19 protein-coding genes are annotated in these 19516 nt (G+C 70.3%); 11 read left to right on the top strand and 8 right to left on the bottom strand.

Annotated elements, in window-relative coordinates; all coding sequences use genetic code 11:
* Positions 1-51: 51 nt before the first annotated feature.
* A complete protein-coding gene (locus OG490_RS26930) occupies positions 52-1302 on the bottom strand; it encodes a polyamine ABC transporter substrate-binding protein (protein WP_330298839.1) in 1251 nt (416 codons plus the stop codon).
* 52 nt (positions 1303-1354) lie between these two features.
* Positions 1355-2881, bottom strand: a complete 1527-nt coding sequence (locus OG490_RS26925) for a gamma-aminobutyraldehyde dehydrogenase (protein ID WP_330301084.1) — start codon at positions 2879-2881, stop codon at positions 1355-1357.
* A gap of 194 nt (positions 2882-3075) precedes the next feature.
* Between OG490_RS26925 and OG490_RS26920 the strand changes: the two genes are divergently transcribed.
* Both OG490_RS26920 and OG490_RS26915 read left to right on the top strand, forming a co-directional pair.
* Positions 3076-3666 (top strand): NADAR family protein, encoded by a 591-nt coding sequence (locus OG490_RS26920; RefSeq protein WP_330298838.1) that lies wholly within the window; start codon positions 3076-3078, stop codon positions 3664-3666.
* Positions 3663-4115, top strand: coding sequence for an NUDIX domain-containing protein (locus OG490_RS26915; RefSeq protein ID WP_330298837.1), 453 nt, complete (start codon positions 3663-3665; stop codon positions 4113-4115). Before OG490_RS26920 ends, OG490_RS26915 begins: the two co-directional genes overlap by 4 nt.
* A 15-nt stretch (positions 4116-4130) precedes the next feature.
* Here OG490_RS26915 and OG490_RS26910 read toward each other — a convergent pair whose 3' ends face one another.
* The gene (locus OG490_RS26910; RefSeq protein ID WP_330298836.1) at positions 4131-4985 is read right to left on the bottom strand and encodes a helix-turn-helix transcriptional regulator; all 855 of its coding nucleotides are present in this window, start codon (positions 4983-4985) and stop codon (positions 4131-4133) included.
* 216 nt (positions 4986-5201) lie between these two features.
* Here OG490_RS26910 and OG490_RS26905 point away from each other — a divergent pair, with 216 nt between their 5' ends.
* Positions 5202-5963 (top strand): SDR family oxidoreductase, encoded by a 762-nt coding sequence (locus OG490_RS26905; RefSeq protein ID WP_330298835.1) that lies wholly within the window; start codon positions 5202-5204, stop codon positions 5961-5963.
* Positions 5964-6213: 250 nt separating this feature from the next.
* On the opposite strand, the gene OG490_RS26900 is transcribed toward OG490_RS26905, so the two are convergent.
* Positions 6214-6384 carry a hypothetical protein gene (locus OG490_RS26900; protein ID WP_330298834.1) on the bottom strand — a complete coding sequence of 57 codons (171 nt, stop codon included), beginning with the start codon at positions 6382-6384 and terminating at the stop codon, positions 6214-6216.
* Between the two features lie 50 nt (positions 6385-6434).
* On the opposite strand from OG490_RS26900, the gene OG490_RS26895 reads away from it, so the two are divergent.
* Entirely contained in the window at positions 6435-8033 is a 1599-nt protein-coding gene (locus tag OG490_RS26895; RefSeq protein ID WP_330298833.1) for a TROVE domain-containing protein, read from the top strand.
* Between the two features lie 121 nt (positions 8034-8154).
* On the opposite strand, the gene OG490_RS26890 is transcribed toward OG490_RS26895, so the two are convergent.
* On the bottom strand, positions 8155-8883 hold the full coding sequence (locus OG490_RS26890; protein WP_330298832.1) for a DUF4190 domain-containing protein: 729 nt from the start codon (positions 8881-8883) through the stop codon (positions 8155-8157).
* A gap of 108 nt (positions 8884-8991) precedes the next feature.
* On the opposite strand from OG490_RS26890, the gene OG490_RS26885 reads away from it, so the two are divergent.
* The 5 genes from OG490_RS26885 to OG490_RS26865 all read left to right on the top strand — a co-directional run bounded on the left by OG490_RS26885 (position 8992) and on the right by OG490_RS26865 (position 14050).
* The gene (locus OG490_RS26885; RefSeq protein ID WP_330298831.1) at positions 8992-10017 is read left to right on the top strand and encodes an adenosine deaminase; all 1026 of its coding nucleotides are present in this window, start codon (positions 8992-8994) and stop codon (positions 10015-10017) included.
* Positions 10018-10038: 21 nt separating this feature from the next.
* The gene (locus tag OG490_RS26880; protein WP_330298830.1) at positions 10039-10728 is read left to right on the top strand and encodes a glycerophosphodiester phosphodiesterase; all 690 of its coding nucleotides are present in this window, start codon (positions 10039-10041) and stop codon (positions 10726-10728) included.
* Positions 10725-11981: a sensor histidine kinase gene (locus tag OG490_RS26875; RefSeq protein ID WP_443065882.1), complete on the top strand. Its 1257-nt coding sequence runs from the start codon at positions 10725-10727 to the stop codon at positions 11979-11981. The genes OG490_RS26880 and OG490_RS26875 overlap by 4 nt, the downstream gene beginning before the upstream one ends.
* The gene (locus OG490_RS26870; RefSeq protein WP_330298829.1) at positions 11978-12679 is read left to right on the top strand and encodes a response regulator transcription factor; all 702 of its coding nucleotides are present in this window, start codon (positions 11978-11980) and stop codon (positions 12677-12679) included. The genes OG490_RS26875 and OG490_RS26870 overlap by 4 nt, the downstream gene beginning before the upstream one ends.
* Positions 12680-12826: 147 nt before the next feature.
* Positions 12827-14050 (top strand): serine hydrolase domain-containing protein, encoded by a 1224-nt coding sequence (locus OG490_RS26865; RefSeq protein ID WP_330298828.1) that lies wholly within the window; start codon positions 12827-12829, stop codon positions 14048-14050.
* 3 nt (positions 14051-14053) lie between these two features.
* Here OG490_RS26865 and OG490_RS26860 read toward each other — a convergent pair whose 3' ends face one another.
* The 3 genes from OG490_RS26860 to OG490_RS26850 all read right to left on the bottom strand — a co-directional run bounded on the left by OG490_RS26860 (position 14054) and on the right by OG490_RS26850 (position 17389).
* A complete protein-coding gene (locus tag OG490_RS26860; protein WP_330298827.1) occupies positions 14054-14542 on the bottom strand; it encodes a hypothetical protein in 489 nt (162 codons plus the stop codon).
* A gap of 87 nt (positions 14543-14629) precedes the next feature.
* Positions 14630-15808, bottom strand: a complete 1179-nt coding sequence (locus OG490_RS26855) for a polyamine ABC transporter substrate-binding protein (protein WP_330301082.1) — start codon at positions 15806-15808, stop codon at positions 14630-14632.
* Between the two features lie 141 nt (positions 15809-15949).
* Positions 15950-17389: a gamma-aminobutyraldehyde dehydrogenase gene (locus OG490_RS26850; RefSeq protein ID WP_330298826.1), complete on the bottom strand. Its 1440-nt coding sequence runs from the start codon at positions 17387-17389 to the stop codon at positions 15950-15952.
* 171 nt (positions 17390-17560) lie between these two features.
* Here OG490_RS26850 and OG490_RS26845 point away from each other — a divergent pair, with 171 nt between their 5' ends.
* Positions 17561-18064 (top strand): Lrp/AsnC family transcriptional regulator, encoded by a 504-nt coding sequence (locus OG490_RS26845; protein WP_214937061.1) that lies wholly within the window; start codon positions 17561-17563, stop codon positions 18062-18064.
* Positions 18065-18067: 3 nt separating this feature from the next.
* Positions 18068-19429, top strand: a complete 1362-nt coding sequence (locus tag OG490_RS26840; RefSeq protein WP_330298825.1) for an aspartate aminotransferase family protein — start codon at positions 18068-18070, stop codon at positions 19427-19429.
* Positions 19430-19516 lie beyond the last annotated feature (87 nt).

The raw sequence follows: 19516 nt of genomic DNA, 5'->3' as shown, positions 1-19516 counted from the left end.
GGGGCAGGTGCCGGTACGGGGCCGGTTGCCGGTGGGGGGCGGCAGGACCCGTCAGGCTCCGATGAGCTTGGCGAACTTCTCCTCGTACGCCGTCTCTTCCTCGCTGGTGAGCGAGCGGAAGGCGTGCGACTTGGCGGACATCGCCTTGTCGGGGACGATCAGGACGTTGTCCGCGAGCGCCGGATCGATCTTGGCCAGCTCGTCCTTGACGCCCTCGACGGGGCAGACGTAGCTGATGAACGCGGCCAGCTGGGCGGCCACCGCGGGCTCGTAGTAGTAGTCGATGAGCTTCTCCGCGTTGGCCTTGTGCCGGGCCTTGACGGGGACCAGCAGGTTGTCGCTGGAAGTGAGGTAGCCGGGCGCCGGGATCGCGTACTGGATGTCCGGGTTGCCGGCCTGGAGCTGGATGACGTCGCCGGCCCAGGCCAGGCAGGCTGCGAGGTCGCCCTTGTCGAGGTCCGCGGTGTAGTCGTTGCCGGTGAAGCGGCGGATCTGCTTCTTGTCCACGCCCTTCTGGAGCCGGCCGATCGCCTCGTCGAAGTCGGCGCCGGTGAAGGTCGCCGGGTCCTTGCCCTGGTCGATCAGGGTCATGCCCACGGTGTCGCGCATCTCGGTGAGGAAGCCGACGCGGCCCTTGAGGGAGGGGTCGTCGAGCATCTGGGTGACCGAGTCGACCTTCTTCCCGCCGGTGGCCTTGGTGTTGTAGGCGATGACGGTGTCGATGCCGGTCCAGGGATAGCTGTGCGCGCGGCCCGGGTCCCAGTCGGGGTTGCGGAACTGCGGGATCAGGTTGGCGTAGGCGTGCGGCAGGTTCGAGGGGTCCAGCTTCTGCGCCCAGCCCAGGCGGATGATGCGCGAGGCCAGCCAGTCGGTGACGACGATCAGGTCGCGGCCGGTGTCCTGGCCGGCCGCGAGCTGCGGCTTGATCTTGCCGAAGAACTCGACGTTGTCGTTGATGTCCTCGGTGTACTTGACCGTGATCCCGGTCCGCTTGGTGAACTCCTCCAGCGTGGGACGCGACTTCTCGTCCTCGCTGGTGTCCATGTACTCGGTCCAGTTGGAGAAGTTGATCTCCTTCTCCTGGGCCGAGTGGTCGTCGGAGGCCGCCGCGGCCCCGCCCTCGCGTTTGGCGGGCGGGATGCCGCACCCGGCGAGGGTGGACAGGCCGCCGAGGGTGAGCGCTCCGACTCCGGAGACGCGCAGCAGCGAACGGCGGGTGAGGGCGCCGCGCCCGCTGGTGAGGCTGCGTCGCATCGCGGCGAGTTGCGCCGCCGAGAGACGGTCGGGCTCGAACTGCTCCATGGGAGGTGCCCTTTCGGGAGGGGTGCGGGCCGCTGGTCAGGCGGCTACGTGGTTATCGGTCCCCGAAGATCGTGCGGTGCCAGTCCTTCGCCGCCACCGCGGTGTTGTCAAACATCACGTGCTTGACCTGCGTGTACTCCTCGAAGGAGTACGTGCTCATGTCCTTTCCGAAGCCGCTGGCCTTGTAGCCCCCGTGCGGCATCTCGCTGATGATCGGAATGTGGTCGTTGACCCAGACGCAGCCCGCCTTGAGCTCGCGGGTGGCGCGGTTGGCGCGGTACAGGTCTCGGCTCCAGGCGGAGGCGGCGAGGCCGTAGGGGGTGTCGTTGGCCAGCGCGATGCCCTCGTCGTCGGTGTCGAAGGGCAGCACGACCAGGACCGGCCCGAAGATCTCGGACTGGACCACCTCGCTGTCCTGCGCGGCGCCGGAGATCAGGGTGGGCCGGTAGTACGCGCCGTCGGCCAACTCCCCGCCCGGGATCTCGCCGCCGGTGACGACCGTGGCGTAGCCGCGGGCCCGCTCGACGAAACCGGCGACCCGGTCGCGCTGGGCGTGCGAGACCAGCGGGCCGAGGTCGGTGGCCGGGTCGAAGGGGTCGCCGACCCGAACGGTGTCCATCAGCTCGGCGACCCGGGCGACGAAGGCGTCGTGGAGCGTGCGCTGCACGTAGGCGCGGGTGGCGGCGGTGCAGTCCTGGCCGGTGTTGATGAGGGAGGCGGCCACCGCGCCGTTCGCGGCGGCCTCCAGGTCGGCGTCGTCGAAGACGAGGAAGGGCGCCTTGCCGCCGAGCTCCAGGTGGAGCCGCTTGACGGTGGCGGTGGCGATCTCGGCGACCCGCTTGCCGATGGCGGTGGAGCCGGTGAAGGAGGTCATGACCACGTCCGGGTGGCCGACCAGGTGCTCACCGGCGTCCCGGCCCGCGCCGGTGACGATGTTGACCACGCCGTCGGGCAGCCCCGCCTCCTTGGCCGCCTGGGCGAACATCAGGGAGGTCAGCGGGGTGAGCTCGGCGGGCTTCAGGACGATCGTGTTGCCCGCGGCGATCGCCGGGAGGATCTTCCAGGCGGCCATCTGGAGCGGATAGTTCCAGGGTGCGATGGAGCCCACGACCCCGATCGCCTCGCGGCGCACGTACGAGGTGTGGTCCCCGGAGTACTCCCCGGCGGCCTGCCCCTGGAGGTGGCGCGCGGCGCCCGCGAAGAACGCCGTGTTGTCGATGGTCCCCGGTACGTCGAACTCGGTCGACAGCTTGACCGGCTTGCCGCACTGCAGGGACTCCGCGTACGCGAACTCCTCGGCCCGCTCCGACAGCACGGCGGCCAGCCGGTGCAGCGCGTCGGAGCGCTCGCCGGGGGTGGCGCCGGACCAGCCGGGGAAGGCCCGCTTGGCGGCGGCGACGGCCGCGTCCACGTCCGCCGTGGAGGCCAGCTCGTAGGTGAGCACCTCCTCGCCCGTCGCCGGGTCCACCACCGTGTGTGACCGTCCTGAGGTGCCGGGTCGCAGTTGCCCGTCGATGTACTGCGCGCCTTCTGCGAAGCGGTCCTTGACCTGGACCTTGACCTGGAAGCGGTTGCCCATCACGCTCTCACGCTCTCCGTAGCTACAGTTCGAGCTACAGCTCGAATTGAGTGCCGATCCTGGCAGAGGTGTACCCCTCGGCCAAGTGATTCCGTTGTTGCCTTTTGATTACGCGACGGAATCGGTCGACCATGTGTCGAGGCGCGCCCGAAATCCGGTACGAAGTGTCAGTGGCGGGTGCCAGACTCGCGTGCATGGAGATGATCGACACACTGATCGGGCAGGTCAACCGGGGTGAGCGGGTGAAGTTCCTGCCGTTCTGGGGACACCGTCCGCGGCCCGACGGAACACTCGGCCAGAGCTGTCTCAGCCAGTGGTGGCCGTCCGAGTTCACCGTGGGTGACGTCAGGTACGCCACTGCCGAGCACTGGATGATGGCCGGAAAAGCGCGGCTGTTCGGCGACGCCGAGGCCGAGCGGGCGGCGCTGGAGGCGAAGAGTCCGGCGGCCGCGAAGAAGGCCGGAAGGCTCGTGCGCGGCTTCGACGACGCGATATGGGAGCGGGAGCGGTTCGCCCTGGTGGTGGAGGGCAGCGTGCACAAGTTCGGCTCCGACCCGGCGCTGAAGGCGTACCTGCTGGGCACCGGGAAGCGGGTCCTGGTCGAGGCCAGCCCGCTGGACCGGATCTGGGGCATCGGACTGGCCGCCGACGACGACCGCGCGCTGGACCCGGCCCGCTGGCGGGGGCTGAACCTGCTGGGCTTCGCGCTGATGAAGGCCCGCGAACGGCTCCGGGTACCTGACGAGGAAGGGGCGGGGCCCAGGGCCGGGGCGGACCAGCCGTGACGGACACGGCCCGGGTGCCGGCCGAGGACCGGCGCCGGGTGGCCGCGGTGATCATCCGGGACGGCTGCGTGCTGATGGTCCGGGAGCGCGGCAGGGGGAGCACGGGGCGACACGACGGGCCGGAGTACTGGACCCTGCCCGGCGGCGGCCTGGAGGACGGGGAACACCCCGAGGACGCCGTCCGGCGCGAGGTCGCGGAGGAGACGGGGCTGCGCGCGCTGGACGTGCGCTTCTCCCACGAAGCCCCGTACCCGTCGGGCTGGACCTCCTGCTACCGCGTGGAGGTCGCGGACGGGGAGCCGGTGCTGGGCATGGACCCCGGCACGGCCTGTGACTGCCCGCGGATGGTGGGGCTGATCTGGGTACCGCTCTCCCGCGGCACCGGCAGCGGCACCGGCGAGGGCGAGGTCGTCATGGTGCCGACGCTGCTGATGCCCACGACGGTCTGAAGCGGGCTGCGCGAGCTAGACATTGAGGACCGAGGCGGGGGCGAGGGGTACGTTTTCGGCCAGACGGGCGAGGCGGCGCGCTGTCTCGGAGCCGGGGCGGGGGCTGTAGACGACCAGCAGCTGGTCGGGTTCTCCCGGCAGCGCGAGGGTTTCGTAGGGGAGCTCCAGGAAGCCCACCACCGGATGGTCGATGATCTTGACCCCGTGCGACTTCTGCTTGACCGGGTGGCCCGCCCACAGCTGACGGAACTTCTCGCTGCGCGCCGACAGTTCCTCCGTGAGCTCCTCCAGCACCGGGTCGCCCGGATGCCGCCCCGCGTCCAGCCGCAGATGACCGACCGTCTCCTCGGCGATCTGCGCCCACTGCGGGTACAGCGCGCGCACGGCCGGGTCGAGGAAGACCTGGCGGGCGATGTTGCGGAAGCCTTCGGGCATCGCGGAGTAGCCGGTGACCGCGTCCGCGAGGGCGTTCCAGGCCAGGACGTCCATCCGGCGGCCCAGGACGAAGGCCGGAGCCGACCCGCCGACCGCCTCCAGCAGCAGCCGCACCCCGGCCCGTACCTCCTGGACCGCGCCCGGCACCGCCCCGGGGGCCGGGGCCGCGGGGCGGGCCAAGGCACGCAGGTGCGCCTGCTCCGTGGAGTTCAGCCGGAGCACGCGGGCGATCGCGTCGAGCACGGCGTCCGAGACGCTGGGGCCGCGGCCCTGCTCCAGGCGGATGTAGTAGTCGACGCTGACCCCCGCGAGCTGCGCGACCTCCTCGCGCCGCAGGCCGGGCACGCGGCGGCGGCCGTGATCGGGCAGGCCCACCTCGTGGGGCTGGATGCGGGCGCGGCGCGAGCGCAGGAAGTCTCCGATGTCCCCGGTCATGGATTTCATCTTATCGGCGGGCCGTTCCCGTGCCCGGCGGGCCGTTCCCGTGCCCGGTGCCCTCGCCGCCCGTGCGCGGTGCCGCCGCTCCCCAGCCTGGTACTGGCAGTCCCAGGAAGAGCGGAGCCCTGGGCAGGCACGGGCCGCGCGCGCAGGCTGGTTCCCACCACCGGACGCCGCCGGGAAGCCCGCGGCAGATGTGAAGGAGCCACAGCCGTGCCGTACGAATCCCTCCAGGGCCGCACCGCCGTCATCACCGGAGCCGCCGGCGGCATGGGCGCCGCTACCGCGCTGCTGCTCGCCCGGCACGGCGTCCGGGTGGCCCTCCTCGCCCGCCGCAGGGAGCGGCTGGAGGAGCTGGCCGGCAAGATCCGGGCCGACGGCGGTCAGGCCCTCGTCGCCGGGGCCGATGTCACCTCTCAGGACTCGGTGGACTCGGCGGTCCGGCTCGTCCACGCCGAGTACGGCGCGGTGGACCTCGTGGTCAACGCGGCCGGTGTCATGCTCCCCAACCCCGTCGAGGACGGCCGCGCCGACGAGTGGCAGCGGATGCTGGACACCAACGTGACCGGGGCGCTGCGCGTCATCCGTGCCTTCACCCCGGACCTGCTGGCCCGCGCGGCCGAGGGCGCCACCGCCGACCTGGTGAACGTCTCCTCCATCGGCGCGCACGTCACCTTCCCCAACTACGCCGTCTACGGCGCCACGAAGGCCGCACTGACCCACCTCTCCCATTCGCTGCGCACCGAACTCGGCCCGCGCCGGGTGCGGGTGACGAACATCGAACCGGGCCTGACCGACACCGAGCTGGGCCAGCACATCGACAACCCGGAACTGTCGCGGCAGCTGTCCGGCATGTTCGAGGCGATCGGCCCGCTCGCGGCCCAGGACGTGGCGGACCTGATCGCGTACACCACGAGCCGCCCCCGGCACGTCAATCTGAGCCAACTGGTCATCCTGCCCACCGCCCAGGCGTAGCCCGCGGGAAAGGGCCGCTAAATGCGTGGCGGGCCTCGAACACCGCCTCATAGGATCAGAAGTGTCCAGGTGCGAAGGCGAGACCTACTTCCACTGTTAATGGGGCGGCCGCGGGTTCGAGTCCCGCCATCGGCTTCGGGCCGGTGTAGCTCAGTTGGTAGAGCACCTACGTGGTTTCGCCGAACTCGATCTCTGGACATCTGCGTCACGCACCTCCCGGTGCGCGGGCAGCGGCTACTTCTTGCAGAAATCACGCCGCCGCCACTTCTTTCTCGGGAGGCACGCGTGTGGAATGCCCGGTGCGCAGGCAGCGGATACTTCGGATCAGGAGGCGGCGGGTTCGAATCCCGCCCGGCCACGGCCGGTAGCTCAGCGGATTGAGCACCTGACTTCTTCCGTCGCCGACCTCGATCTCGGGCATTCCACACGCCACGCCTTCCCCCAATGTCCAATGAATTCGGGGGAATTCTCATGTCTCGTTTCAACCTGCGCAGGTCCGGGCCCGCGGCGCCCACCGCGCCCGTCTCGCCCGTGCGCTCCACCGGAGCGCGGGCCGCCAACCACCACGGCAGCCGCGGCTTCGTCCGCGACCCCCGCTCCGAGCTCTTCCTGCTGGCCGTATCCAACTTCGTGACGCAGCAGACCTCTTACGAGTCCGGTGAGGCCCGCGACGACCGGTTCGCCGTGCTCGTGCGCACCCTCGCCGTCGAGGATCCCGAGTGGACGGCGGGTCTGCTCGGCTGGCTCCGCGGCGACGGCAACATGCGCACGGCCTCCCTCGTCGGCGCCGCCGAGTACGTCAAGGCGCGGCTCGACGCCGGAGCCACCGGCGGACCGTCGAACCGGCAGGTCGTGGACTCCGTACTGCGGCGCCCCGACGAGCCCGGTGAACTGCTCGCCTACTGGACGGCCACCTACGGACGCAACGTGCCCAAGCCCGTCAAGCGCGGGATCGCCGACGCCGTGCGCCGCCTCTACTCGGCCGCAGCGCTGCTGAAGTACGACACCGCGTCCAAGGACTACCGCTTCGGCGACGTCCTGAACCTGGTGCACGCCTCCCCCGACCCGGACAAGCCCTGGCAGGGCGAGCTGTTCCGCCACGCCCTCGACCGCCGGCACAGCCCGGAGACCGCCGAGGTCCCTGCGGACAACCGCACGCTCGTCGCGCACCGGACCCTGATGGAGCTGCCGGTGGCGGAGCGCCGGGGTGTGGTCACCGCCCCGGACGGCCCCGAGCGGCTCGCCGCGGCGGGCATGACCTGGGAGGCGCTGGCCGGATGGCTGCAGGGGCCGATGGACGCGGCCGCCTGGGAGGCGGTCATCCCGTCGATGGGTGCAATGGCGCTGCTGCGGAACCTGCGCAACTTCGACCAGGCCGGTGTTTCGGACGCGGTCGCCGAGCAGGTCGCGGCGAAGATCTCCGACCCGCAGACCGTCTCCCGCTCGCGGCAGTTCCCCTTCCGGTACCTGGCCGCCTACCAGCACGCGCCCTCGCTGCGCTGGGCGTACCCGCTGGAGCGGGCGTTGGGGCACTCGCTGGCCAACGTACCGGCGCTGCCCGGGCGGACGCTGATCCTGGTGGACCGGTCCGGGTCGATGTGGTCGCCGCTGTCGGACCGCTCGGAGCTGAACCGAGCCGACGCGGCAGCCGTCTTCGGCACGGCGCTCGCGCTGCGCGCCGAGGAGGCGAGCCTCGTGCAGTTCGGCACCGGCAGCAAGGAAGTCGCCTACAGCCGGGGCGAGTCGGTGCTGAAGGTGCTGAAGCGGTACCAGGATCTCGGCGGCACGAACACGGCCGAGGCCGTGCGCACGCACTACGCGGGGCACGACCGGGTGCTGATCATCACCGACGAGCAGGCCACCTACGCCCACGGCGGGGACCCGACCTCCCTGGTCCCGGACACCGTCCCGGTCTACACGTGGAACCTCGCCGGATACCGGGTGGGCCACGCCCCCTCCGGGTCGGCGCACCGGCACACCTTCGGCGGGCTCACCGACGCGGCCTTCCGCATGGTGTCCCTGATCGAGGACGGCCGGGACGCCGCGTGGCCGTGGGAGAGGACCGCCTGACGGGGCGGTGACGGTGGACGGGTACGGCGACGGGGCCGGACCGGGGCGTGATGCTCCTGGTCCGGCCCCGTCGCCGTACCCGTGTACTCGTGTGCTCGTGTACCCGTAGGCCTGCGGAGGCTCAGCCCCGGTAGACGACCTTGGTGTTCGAGTAGTTCGTCGAGTAGTCCGAGTCGCTGTCGTACCCCGAGTCGCCGAACATGATGCCGATGACGGCGATCGCGATGAACAGGCAGCTGATCACGATGCCGACGATGCCCGTGATGATGCCGGCCAGCGCCATGCCGTCGTTGTCGGCCTCACCGCGCCTGGCCTTGCCGCGGCCCAGCACGCCGAAGATGACGGCCGGGATCCCGAAGAGGATTCCGCCGTAGCAGCTGATCACGGCGATGATCCCGAGCACGAGCGCGGTGACTCCGAAGCCGTTGCTCTTGTGCGCGTAGGGCGGATATCCGGGGTAGCCCTGGTATCCGGGGTAGCCCGGCTGGCCCGGGTACGCCCCCTGCGGTGCGACCGGCGGGGCGGGATAGCCGTAGCCCCCGGAATCCGGCTGGGCCGGGTATCCGTAGCCGCCGGAGGCGGGTTGGGCCGGGTAGCCGTAGGCGGGCGGCGGACCGGGTGCGGGATCCGGCGTCTGAGCGGGCCCGAAGGCGGGCGCGGCCGCCGGCGGCTGTCCGGCCCTCGGCGCGTCCTGCGGTATGTCGGCGCCCGGCATCCCCGCGATGGTCTGCTGGTCGTGGACACCCGACGCGCCTGGCGTACCCGGCGCACCCTGCTGTTTGCCCAGCTCGACCGCGGGCCGCTCCGGCGGCGCCCACGGGTCTCGCGACTCGGGGCTCTGATCGGTCATACGGCACCCCCCTCTCGTACAGCCATGCTAAGCGCTGCCTACGACACCCCTGCCCTTCCCTACGATGAAGCCAGTCCGTCCGCACCACTCCCTCCCGGAGGCACCCTCATGCCCGACCTGCACCCCTTCATCGCGGGGCTGCCCAAGGCCGAACTGCACGTCCACCACGTCGGCTCCGCCTCACCCCGCATCGTGGCCGAACTCGCCTCCCGGCACCCCGACTCGAAGGTCCCCACGGACCCCGAGGCCCTCGCCGACTACTTCACCTTCACCGACTTCGCGCACTTCATCGAGGTCTACCTCTCGGTCGTCGACCTCGTCCGCACCCCCGACGACGTACGCACCCTCACCTTCGAGGTTGCCCGCGACATGGCCCGGCAGAACATCCGGTACGCCGAACTCACCGTCACCCCGTACTCCTCCACCCGCCGCGGCATCGACGAGAAGGCCTTCATGGCGGCCATCGAGGACGCCCGCAAGGCCGCGGAGAGCGAGCTCGGCGTCATCCTGCGCTGGTGCTTCGACATCCCCGGTGAGGCCGGGCTGGAGGCCGCCGCCGAGACCGCGCGCCTCGCGGTCGACCTGCGCCCCGAGGGGCTGGTCTCCTTCGGGCTCGGCGGCCCGGAGGTCGGCGTACCGCGCCCGCAGTTCAAGCCGTACTTCGACGCCGCCCGCGCCGCCGGCCTGCACAGCGTGCCGCACGCCGGCGAGACCACCGGCCCCGGGACCATCTGGGACGCGATCCGCGAGCTGGGCGCCGAGCGCATCGGCCACGGCACCAGCGCCACCCAGGACCCCGAACTGCTCGCCTACCTCGCCGAGCACCGCATCGCGCTGGAGGTCTGCCCGACCTCCAACATCGCCACCCGCGCCGTGACCGACCTGGACCGGCACCCGGTCAAGGAGATGGTGGCGGCCGGTGTGCTCGTCACCATCAACAGCGACGACCCGCCGATGTTCGGCTCCGACCTCAACAACGAGTACGCGGTGGCCGCCCGGCTGCTGGACCTCGACGAACTCGGCCTCGCGCAGCTCGCGAAGAACGCCGTGGAGGCCTCGTTCCTGGACCCGGCGGGGAAGGCGCGGCTCACCGCCGAGATCGACACGTACACCTCCGCCTGGCTGGCTCCCTGACGGCTGCGCAGAATGGGGTGCATGCGCACCCTGACTGCCGTAGGCCACCGCGGGGATCCCTACCGTGTCCGCGAGAACACCCTCGACTCGATCCGCTCCGCCTTCACCCGCGGGGCGGACGCGGTGGAGATCGACGTCCGGACGACCCGTGACGGGGTCCCCGTACTGCTCCACGACGAGAGCCTCCACCGGCTGTGGGGCCATGACGTGCGCCTGGACGCCGTCACGGCCCCACAGCTCAAGGAGCTGACGCAGGGCGGGATTCCGACCCTGCGCGACGCCCTGATGGCCGCCGGCGCGGGCCGGGTCATGATCGACCTGCCGGGCGCGAGCGCCGAGACCGTACGGACCGTCGTGGGCCAGGTCCGCGAATGCGGGGCGCGCGACCGTACGTACTACTGCGCGGGCCCGGCCACCATGCTGGCGGTCCGCGCCGCCGATCCGGGCGCCGAGATCGCACTGACCTGGACCACGCTCGCGCCGCCGCGCCGGGTGCTGATCGACGCGGTGGCCCCGAGCTGGCTCAACTACCGTTTCGGGCTGGTCGGACGGGAACTGGTGGACGCCCTGCACCGCGACGGCCTGCTGGTGTCGGCCTGGACCCCGGACACCAAGCGGTCGATGCGCGCGCTGATCGCGGCGGGGGCCGACTCGATCACCACGAACCGGGTGGACGTGCTGGGAGCCGTACGGGCCGAGCTCGGCCGGTGAGCCGAGCTCGACTGGAGAGACGTACCTGGGGGGAGATCGGAGCGCGGGTCCGGGGGGCCGATCCACGTCTGCAGGACCTGGGGCTGACGCTGCTGGTGCTGCTGGCCGTCACCATGCCGTTCGTGGTGCCCCGTTCGGCCGACCTGCCGCCCGCGGACTGGGCCTCGTACGCGATGACCGTGCTCGCCGTGGTTCCGCTGGTCTGGCGGCGGCGGGCTCCGGTGGCGGTGCTCGTCGCGGTCCTGACCCTTGGTGGCGTCTACAAACTGGCCGTGGACGGGCCCGGGCAGCCGATCCCGTACGCCGGCCTCATCGCCTTCTACACCGTCGCCCTGCTGAGCACCGCCCGGGTGCGGCTGGCCGTGGCGGGGCTCACCGTCGTGGCGGTCGCCCTGTCGGTGGGCTGGAACACCGGGACCGCGCGCGAGCTGCTGTTCACCCTCTTCGTCACCGCCGCGGCCTACGCCCTGGGCCGGCTCCAGTACACGCGCCAGGCGTACACCTCGGCCGTGGAGGACCGGGCGGCGCAGCTGGAGCGGGCCAACCGGATCGAGGCGGAACAGGCGGCCGCCCGCGAACGGGCCCGGATCGCGCGGGAGATGCACGACATCCTCTCGCACGCGGTCAGCATCATGATCGTGCAGGCCGAGGCCGGTCCCGTGGCGGTGCGCAGGGCCCCCGAGCGGGCCGAGGCCGCCTTCGAGGCGATCGCCGAGACGGGCCGGGACGCCATGGCACAGCTGCGCACGATGCTGGGGGTGCTGCGGACCGACGGCGGCGCCGCTGCGGCCCCGCGCCGGCCCCAGCCCGGCATCGAGGAGCTGGCGGGGCTGCTGGAGCGGGTCCGGGGCAGCGGGCTGGAGGTCGGCTACGAGCGCACGGGCGCGGTGCGCCCCCTGCCCGCGGCGCTGGAGGCGACGGTGCACCGGGTGGTGCAGGAGTCGCTGACGAACGTGGTGAAACACGCCGGGGCGTCGCGGGTGGCCGTCCGGTTGGAGTACGGCCCGCGGGACCTCGCGGTGACGGTCACGGACGACGGGCGGGGGCCGGGCGGGGGCGGCGGCGGGCCTGGCACCGACAGGGCGGGCGGCGGCGGGCGCGGCGCCGCGGCCTCGGGCGGGCACGGCCTGATCGGGATCCGCGAGCGGGCGGCGGCCCACGGTGGAACGGCGCAGTCCGGTCCGGGGCCGGACGGCCGCGGGTTCCGGGTGCGGGTCACCCTTGTAACGTCGGGTCAGGAGGTGGGGATGTGACGATCCGTGTGGTGGTGGCCGACGACCAGGAGCTGGTGCGCAGCGGCTTCGCGATGATCCTGGACGTCCAGGAGGACATCGAGGTCGTGGCGGAGGTCGGGGACGGCGCGGCGGCGGTGGCCGCGGTACGGGACCTCGCGCCGGACGTGGCGCTGCTGGACATCCGGATGCCGGTGCTGGACGGCATCGAGGCGTGCCGGACGATCTCGGCGAGCAGTTCCTGCCGGACGGTGATGCTGACGACCTTCGACTCGGACGAGTACGTGTACGAGGCCCTGCACGCGGGGGCCAGCGGGTTCCTGCTCAAGGACGTGCGGCGGGACGATCTGGTGCACGCGGTACGGGTGGTGGCCGCCGGCGATTCCCTGCTGGCGCCTTCGGTGGCCCGGCGCCTGATCGAGGAGTACACGGCGGCGACCGCCCGGCCGGCCGCCGGGGAGGCCCTGTCGGCCGAGCGCCTGGAGGCGCTGACGGCCCGGGAGCGGGAGACGCTGCTGCACCTGGGGCGGGGGCTGTCGAACGCGGAGATCGCGGGGGCGCTGACGGTGAGCGAGCACACGGTCAAATCGCATGTGGGCAACGTGTTGTCGAAGCTGGGGCTGCGGGACCGGATCCAGGCGGTGATCTGCGCGTACGAGACGGGTCTGATCGCGGCAGGCGGGCCGACTGGCTCTTGGGTATCTCCCTCTGGGGAGTGAGACGGCGAGGGCCTCCTCCCCCGACACGGTGAGTTGTCGGACCGGTGAAGACCACTCTCGGTGGTGATCCGCAACTGCCCTGCTGACCTGCAGCATTGAGGTCATCGGGGCGGAAGTCGCTCCGAGAGCCGACAGGGGGATCCCACCATGAACGCAACGACCCGCACACTGATCGCCACCGCCCTGGTCCTGGGCGTGGCGGCCGGACCGGCCGTCGCCCACGCCGCCCCGGCGCCGGGCGCGGTGTCCGGCACGGTCTCCGCCGCGATCGCCTCGCCCGCCGGACCCGCCGCACCCACCGTCTCCACGCCGCCGAACGCCGCGGCACTGGAGAAGGCGATCGCCGGCCTCGGTCCGCAGAACAAGGACGCGACGGCCGCCCTGGTCAGGGTGGGCGGTACGAGCGGCTCCTGGCAGGGGAGTTCGGGAGTCGCGGACATCCGCACCGGGCGGGAGGCCGTCGAGCAGGGCCGCTTCCGGGCCGGGTCGGTGACCAAGACCTTCACCTCGTCGGTGGTGCTGCAGCTCGCGGCCGAGGGCCGGGTGGACCTGAACAAGCCGGTCCGCCAGTACCTGCCGGACACCGTCCCCGACGCCTACGCCGCCGTCACCGTCCGGCAACTGCTCAACCACACCAGCGGGATACCGTGGGCCGACGGGCCGGGCGACTCCTTCGAGGCGCAGTGGGAGCACCGCTTCGACGTGACCGACCCGCACGATCAGCTCGCCAACGCCCTCGCGAAGAAGCCGGAGTTCACGCCGGGCGCGGCCCAGCACTACCTGAACATCAACTACACGCTGCTGGGTGTACTGATCGAGAAGGTGACGGGCACGACGTACGAGGAGGCGGTGGGCCGGCGGATCCTGAAGCCGCTGGGGCTGCACGGAACCTCGTTCCCGGGCCGGCCCCAGACGAAGATCCACGGGCCGCACAACCAGGGCTACCAGGCGGTGGAGAAGGCGGACGGTTCGAGGGAGCTGCGCGATGTGACGGAGTGGAACTCCTCGGACCGCTGGGCCGCCGGGGACATCATCTCGACGACGGCCGATCTGGAGCGGTTCACGATTGCGCTGTTCAGCGGGAGGGTCGTGCCGAAGGCGCAGTTGGAGGAGATGTTCACGGTGCCCGGGGTGAAGGACTTCGACAGCGGGGAGGACGCGACCCTGACGGCGGGGATGTCCCGGATCGCCCTGCCCGACGGCACGGTCGCCTGGGGCAAGACGGGCAGCCGGTACGGCTACAACACGGCGATGGGCGCGACCCGCGACCTCTCCCGCACCCTGGTCTACTCGGTGAACTCCACGGACGCCAAGGGCGAGGGCATGAACGCGGTGGCCTTCGGCATCGTGAAGGCGGCCTTCAGGAAGTAGCCGTCAGGCCGCCTTCACCAAGCAGCCGTCAGGCGACATCGATTCCAGCCGCTTGATCATGCGCCGCAGGAGCAGCAGCGGGATCACTCCGAAGACGCCGAACGACATGTCGATGACGCTCCACCAGAAGGGGATGCCGCGGATCGGGCCGCAGATCAGGGCCAGCGGTATCACTCCGAGGCAGGCGATCATGCCGGCCTCGACGATCCAGATGTTGCGGACGGGGTCGCGGTGGACTCCGTAGAAGAAGACCGCGATCACCAGGTGGGCGAAGGCGAGCCAGTCGGTGCCGTAGAGGAGGAAGGGGTAGTCGCGGTCGGCCCGGTCCAGCCCGTCGCCCACGCGGCGCAGCCAGTCGTGGGAGATCAGGGAGTTGGTCCAGTGGAGCTCGTTCACCAGGGGGAAGGCGGTGAGTCCGCTGAGGACGAGGCAGACGACGAACAGGACCAGCCAGCCACGGATACGCCGCTCAAGGGCGCTTCTCTCGCTCATGGGTGTCAGCGTACGCAGGTTTCTGAACACGTTCAGTCGAATTGCTGAACGCGTTCAGTTCCGTGGCCGGACCGTGATCAACTCCCCTCAGAGGCCGACGATGGCGTTCCACCGCTTGGCGAGGGGTGCACGCTCGGCCGAGGAGATGTCCCGGGCCAGGACGAGGCGCTTGCGCATGTCGTCGTCGGGGAAGATCAGCGGGTTCTCGGCGAGCTCGGCGGTCTCCTTGTCCTCGGAGGCGGCCAGAACCTCGCGGGCGGCCGGGACCGGGCAGACGTAGTTGACGGCGGCGGCGAGCTTCGCGGCCACCTCGGGGGCGTAGTAGAAGTCGATCAGTGCTTCGGCATTGGCCTTGTGGCGGGCGAGGTTGGGGACGAGCATGCTCTCCGCCCAGAGCTCGGCGCCCTCCTCCGGAACCACGAACTCGATGTCGGGGTTGTCGGCCTGGAGCTGGATCGCGTCGCCGGAGTAGGCCTGACAGGCCAGGACGTCGCCCTTGCTGAGGTCCGAGGTGTAGTCGTTGCCGGTGAAGCGGCGGATGTGCTTCTTCTTCACCATGCTCTCCACGTGGTCGCACATCCGGTGGAAGTCGGACTCGGTCCACCGGGTGACGTCGACGCCGTTGCCCTGCATCAGCAGGGAGAAGGACTCGTCGAGGCCGGAGAAGAGCGTCACCTTGCCCGCCAGGTCCGGCTGCCAGAGGTCCTTGACGGACTTGATCTCCCGGCCGAGCGCCTTGCGGTTGTAGGCGATGCCGGTGATCCCCGACTGCCAGGGGACGGTGTGCAGCCGGCCCTCGTCGAAGGCCGGGGAGCGCAGCTGCGGGTCGAGGTGCTTGGCCACGTTGGGCTGCGCCGAGCGGTCCATCGCCTGGGCCCAGCCCAGGTGGACGAAGCGGGCGGCCATCCAGTCGCTGACCACGACCAGGTCGTGGCCGGTCTCCTGGTGGTTCATCAGGGACGGGCTGACCTTGCCGAAGAACTCGTCGTTGTCGTTGATCTCCTCGGTGTACCGGACGTCGATGCCGGTCTTCTCCGAGAAGGCGTCCAGCGTCGGCCTCCGGTTCTCGTCCTCGTCGTCCGTGTCGATGTAGAGCGGCCAGTTCGAGAAGGAGACGCTGCGGTCCCGTTCGGAACGGTCCCGGCCCTCCCGCTGGTACTCGGGGACGAAGGCGGCGGGGACGCCACAGCCGGTGAGAGCGGCCAGCAGGCCCGCGGCACCGAGGCCGCGCATCGCCGCGCGGCGGGAGAAGGCGAGTTCAGGCATGGCCAAAGCCTCGGCGAACGCGAAGAGGCGGGCAATAGACATGTTGTCTACTACCCGCCCCTTCAAGGCTGTGGCTTGATCAATGCAGCGGCCGTCCGGCCGTCGCGCCAGACCTCGCGCCAGACCTCAGTGAGCCTCGGATCAGCCGTCGAGCGAGGTCATCACGTGCTTGATGCGGGTGTAGTCCTCGAAGCCGTAGGCGGAGAGGTCCTTGCCGTAGCCGGACTTCTTGTAGCCGCCGTGGGGCATCTCGGCGACGAGCGGGATGTGGGTGTTGATCCACACGCAGCCGAAGTCGAGGTTCTTGGACATCCGCATCGCGCGGCCGTGGTCCTTGGTCCACACCGAGGAGGCGAGCGCGAACTCGACGTCGTTCGCGTACTCCAGGGCCTGGGCCTCGTCCGTGAAGGACTGGACGGTGATGACGGGGCCGAAGACCTCGTTCTGGATGATCTCGTCGTCCTGCTTGAGGCCGGAGACCACGGTGGGGGCGTAGAAGTAGCCCTTCTCGCCGACCTGGTGGCCGCCCGCCTCGACCTTGGCGTGGGCGGGGAGTCGCTCGATGAAGCCCGCGACCTGCTTGAGCTGGTTCGGGTTGTTCAGCGGGCCGTAGAGCACGTCCTCGTCGTCCGGCTGACCGGTCTTGGTGTCGGCCGCGTTCTTGGCCAGCGCCGCGACGAACTCGTCGTGGATCGACTCGTGGACCAGTACGCGACAGGCCGCCGTACAGTCCTGGCCGGCGTTGAAGAAGCCCGCGACCGCGATGTCCTCGGCGGCCTTGGCGATGTCGGCGTCCTCGAAGACCACGACCGGGGCCTTGCCGCCGAGCTCCAGGTGGACGCGCTTGACGTCCTTGGAGGCGCTCTCGGCGACCTGCATGCCCGCGCGCACCGAGCCGGTGATGGAGGCCATCGCCGGGGTGGAGTGCTCGACCATGGCCTTGCCGGTCTCGCGGTCGCCGCAGACGACGTTGAAGACGCCCTTGGGGAGGATCGAGCCGATGATCTCGGCCATCAGGACGGTCGAGGCCGGGGTGGTGTCCGAGGGCTTGAGGACCACGGTGTTGCCCGCGGCGATGGCCGGGGCGAACTTCCAGACGGCCATCATCATCGGGTAGTTCCACGGCGCCACCTGGGCGCAGACGCCGACCGGCTCGCGGCGGACGATGGAGGTCATGCCCTCCATGTACTCGCCGGCCGAACGGCCCTCGAGCAGGCGGGCCGCGCCCGCGAAGAAGCGGATCTGGTCCACCATCGGCGGCAGCTCCTCGCTGGCCGTGAGGCCCAGCGGCTTGCCGGTGTTCTCCGATTCGGTGGCGACGAGCTCGTCCGCGCGCGCCTCGAAGGCGTCCGCGATCTTGAGCAGCGCCTTCTGGCGCTCGGAGGGGGTCGTGTCGCGCCAGGCCGGGAAGGCCGCCGCGGCGGCGGCCATGGCGGCGTCCACGTCCGCCTGGCCGGAGAGGGGAGCGGTCGCGTACGCCTCGCCCGTGGCGGGGTTGACCACCTCGGTGGTCCGCCCGTCGGCGGCGTCCTTGAACTCCCCGCCGATGTAGTTGCGCAGACGACGCAGTTCGGTGGTCACTACAGCCACACTCCTGTGATCACATGTCCAATGGTTGAGACAGCTACTCAGCCTAGCCCCTCGGACGCCGTTTTCGACAGGCCCGCACACCACGAACTACGGAATCAGTGAGATTCGAGTCCTCAAACAACGAATTACATCGTTCTCGCCTTGCGGAACAGACGACTCCTCGTGCACAGTGAGGGCGTGGTCAGTCGAAGCGCAGATTCCAGGAACAGACAACCGTCCCCTTCGGTCGATGCTGTGTCCCTGGCGATCATCGAGCAACTGCAGGAGGACGGCCGGCGCCCCTACGCGGCGATCGGCAAGGCCGTGGGCCTGTCCGAAGCAGCGGTGCGCCAGCGGGTTCAGAAGCTGCTCGACCAGGGCGTCATGCAGATCGTCGCCGTCACCGACCCGCTCACCGTGGGGCTGCGGCGCCAGGCGATGGTCGGCATCAACGTCGAGGGAGACCTCGACCCCGTGGCAGACGCGCTGACCGCGATGGCCGAATGCGAGTACGTGGTGATGACCGCGGGCTCGTTCGACCTGATGGTGGAGATCGTCTGCGAGGACGACGACCACCTGCTGGAGACGATCAACAAGAAGATCCGTGCGCTCCCCGGCGTGCGATCAACCGAAAGCTTCGTTTACCTGAAGCTGAAGAAGCAGACCTACATGTGGGGAACGAGATAGCCCGTGAGCCAGGACCTCTCCAAGACCGCGTACGACCACCTGTGGATGCACTTCACCCGCATGTCGTCGTACGAGAACGCGCCCGTACCCACCATCGTGCGGGGTGAAGGCACCTACATCTTCGACGACAAGGGCAAGCGCTACCTGGACGGTCTCGCCGGACTGTTCGTGGTCAACGCCGGTCACGGCCGCAAGGAACTGGCCGAGGTCGCCTACAAGCAGGCCCAGGAACTCGCGTTCTTCCCCATCTGGTCGTACGCGCACCCCAAGGCCGTCGAGCTCGCCGAGCGCCTCGCGAACTACGCCCCGGGCGACCTGAACAAGGTCTTCTTCACCACCGGTGGCGGCGAGGCCGTCGAGACCGCCTGGAAGCTTGCCAAGCAGTACTTCAAGCTCAAGGGCAAGCACACCAAGTACAAGGTCATCTCCCGCGCGGTCGCCTACCACGGCACCCCGCAGGGCGCCCTGTCCATCACCGGTCTGCCGGCCCTCAAGGCCCCCTTCGAGCCGCTGGTTCCCGGCGCGCACAAGGTGCCCAACACCAACATCTACCGCGCCCCGATCTACGGCGACGACCCCGAGGCCTTCGGCCGCTGGTGCGCCGACCAGATCGAGCAGGAGATCCTGTTCGAGGGCGAGGACACCGTCGCCGCGGTGTTCCTGGAGCCGGTGCAGAACGCCGGTGGCTGCTTCCCGCCGCCGCCCGGGTACTTCCAGCGCGTCCGCGAGATCTGCGACCAGTACGACGTGCTGCTCGTCTCCGACGAGACGATCTGCGCGTTCGGCCGCCTCGGCACGATGTTCGCCTGCGACAAGTTCGGCTACGTCCCGGACATGATCACCTGCGCGAAGGGCATGACCTCGGGCTACTCCCCGATCGGTGCCTGCATCATCTCGGACAAGCTCGCCGAGCCGTTCTACAAGGGTGACAACACCTTCCTGCACGGCTACACCTTCGGCGGACACCCGGTGTCCTCCGCGGTGGCGCTGGCCAACCTCGACATCTTCGACAAGGAAGGCCTCAACCAGCACGTGCTGGACAACGAGGACGCCTTCCGCTCGACGCTGGAGAAGCTGCACGACCTGCCGATCGTCGGCGACGTCCGCGGCAACGGCTACTTCTACGGCATCGAGCTCGTCAAGGACAAGGTCACCAAGGAGTCCTTCACGGACGAGGAGACCGAGCGCGTGCTCTACGGCTTCCTCTCCAAGGCGCTCTTCGAGAACGGCCTGTACTGCCGCGCCGACGACCGTGGCGACCCGGTCATCCAGCTGGCCCCGCCGCTCACCGCCGACCAGGGCACCTTCGACGAGATCGAAGGCATCCTGCGCCGCGTGCTGACCGAGGCCTGGACCAAGCTCTAACCAGCAGCCGTCCGCGAGCAGTAACACGCAGTAAATAGTCCGAGAGTAAATAGTCCGACCACACGGCCCGGATCCTCCGTTCGAGTG

Origin of the sequence: Streptomyces sp. NBC_00503 (assembly GCF_036346895.1) — a bacterium.
GTDB lineage: Bacteria > Actinomycetota > Actinomycetes > Streptomycetales > Streptomycetaceae > Streptomyces.
This window is presented reverse-complemented; position numbering and strand designations above follow the sequence as displayed.

What these genes read in the sequence shown, in the direction of transcription:
- OG490_RS26895 (WP_330298833.1), top strand. Translation starts at nt 6,435, where the DNA reads ATGTCTCGTTTCAACCTGCGCAGGTCCGGGCCCGCGGCGCCCACCGCG.
- OG490_RS26885 (WP_330298831.1), top strand. Translation starts at nt 8,992, where the DNA reads ATGCCCGACCTGCACCCCTTCATCGCGGGGCTGCCCAAGGCCGAACTG.
- OG490_RS26925 (WP_330301084.1), bottom strand. Translation starts at nt 2,881, where the DNA reads ATGGGCAACCGCTTCCAGGTCAAGGTCCAGGTCAAGGACCGCTTCGCA.
- OG490_RS26865 (WP_330298828.1), top strand. Translation starts at nt 12,827, where the DNA reads ATGAACGCAACGACCCGCACACTGATCGCCACCGCCCTGGTCCTGGGC.
- OG490_RS26860 (WP_330298827.1), bottom strand. Translation starts at nt 14,542, where the DNA reads ATGAGCGAGAGAAGCGCCCTTGAGCGGCGTATCCGTGGCTGGCTGGTC.
- OG490_RS26920 (WP_330298838.1), top strand. Translation starts at nt 3,076, where the DNA reads ATGGAGATGATCGACACACTGATCGGGCAGGTCAACCGGGGTGAGCGG.
- OG490_RS26900 (WP_330298834.1), bottom strand. Translation starts at nt 6,384, where the DNA reads ATGCCCGAGATCGAGGTCGGCGACGGAAGAAGTCAGGTGCTCAATCCG.
- OG490_RS26930 (WP_330298839.1), bottom strand. Translation starts at nt 1,302, where the DNA reads ATGGAGCAGTTCGAGCCCGACCGTCTCTCGGCGGCGCAACTCGCCGCG.
- OG490_RS26855 (WP_330301082.1), bottom strand. Translation starts at nt 15,808, where the DNA reads ATGCCTGAACTCGCCTTCTCCCGCCGCGCGGCGATGCGCGGCCTCGGT.
- OG490_RS26880 (WP_330298830.1), top strand. Translation starts at nt 10,039, where the DNA reads ATGCGCACCCTGACTGCCGTAGGCCACCGCGGGGATCCCTACCGTGTC.
- OG490_RS26910 (WP_330298836.1), bottom strand. Translation starts at nt 4,985, where the DNA reads ATGACCGGGGACATCGGAGACTTCCTGCGCTCGCGCCGCGCCCGCATC.
- OG490_RS26890 (WP_330298832.1), bottom strand. Translation starts at nt 8,883, where the DNA reads ATGACCGATCAGAGCCCCGAGTCGCGAGACCCGTGGGCGCCGCCGGAG.